The sequence below is a fragment of the Polymorphobacter sp. genome (genome assembly GCF_051860865.1).
Taxonomy (GTDB): Bacteria; Pseudomonadota; Alphaproteobacteria; order Sphingomonadales; family Sphingomonadaceae; genus Sandarakinorhabdus.
In genome coordinates this window covers 1-531 of the sequence record NZ_JBIMKZ010000149.1, presented here as the reverse complement: position 1 = coordinate 531, position 531 = coordinate 1, and the positions used below count along the sequence as shown (strand labels likewise).

The 531-nt window shown below is 62.5% G+C and carries 2 pseudogenes; both read right to left on the bottom strand.

The features are described 5' to 3' along the window. Positions 1 to 322 (bottom strand): annotated as a pseudogene (locus ACTIFJ_RS15365) (4-carboxy-4-hydroxy-2-oxoadipate aldolase/oxaloacetate decarboxylase); the annotation flags it as partial. Beyond that, a pseudogene (locus ACTIFJ_RS15360) lies at positions 319 to 531 on the bottom strand (PIG-L domain-containing protein); the annotation flags it as partial. The pseudogenes ACTIFJ_RS15360 and ACTIFJ_RS15365, both read right to left, overlap by 4 nt.

The following is a 531-nucleotide window of genomic DNA, read 5'->3' as shown; positions in this document are numbered from 1 at the left end:
GGCCGCCTCGGGCCTTGAGCGAGGTCGCGAGAAGGTCGCCGAACATGCCGTCGGTGTTGTCGGTGGTGCAGGCGACGACGAGGATATCGCCGGGCTTCATCTGCTCGATCGCGACATGGATCATCCAGTTGTCGCCAGGCTGGGCGAGCACCGTAACGGCATTGCCGGCGATCTGAGCTCCCGCATAGATCGGCCGCATGTAAGGCTTCATCAGACCGCTTCGGCCCATCGCCTCATGGCTGGTCGAAACGCCGACCTCGGCGAGGGTCGCAATATCGGAAGCGGCGGCGCGTTTGTCGGTGCGGATGACGACGGGGGTCATGCCAGCGTCTCCAAGGCTTCCGGGAAGAGGCGCTGATAGGCCTCGCCATAGGTCATGGCTTTGCCGGAGTTTCGCCCGCCCTGGACGCCACGGTTCAAGGCAACGCGCGTGTAATACTCCCAAAGATGCTTCTGGGCGGCGAGGATCTCGAAAGCCTTGCGCTTCACCTCCCAGACCTCATCGATTTTGAGGATCACGTTCGGCTTGAA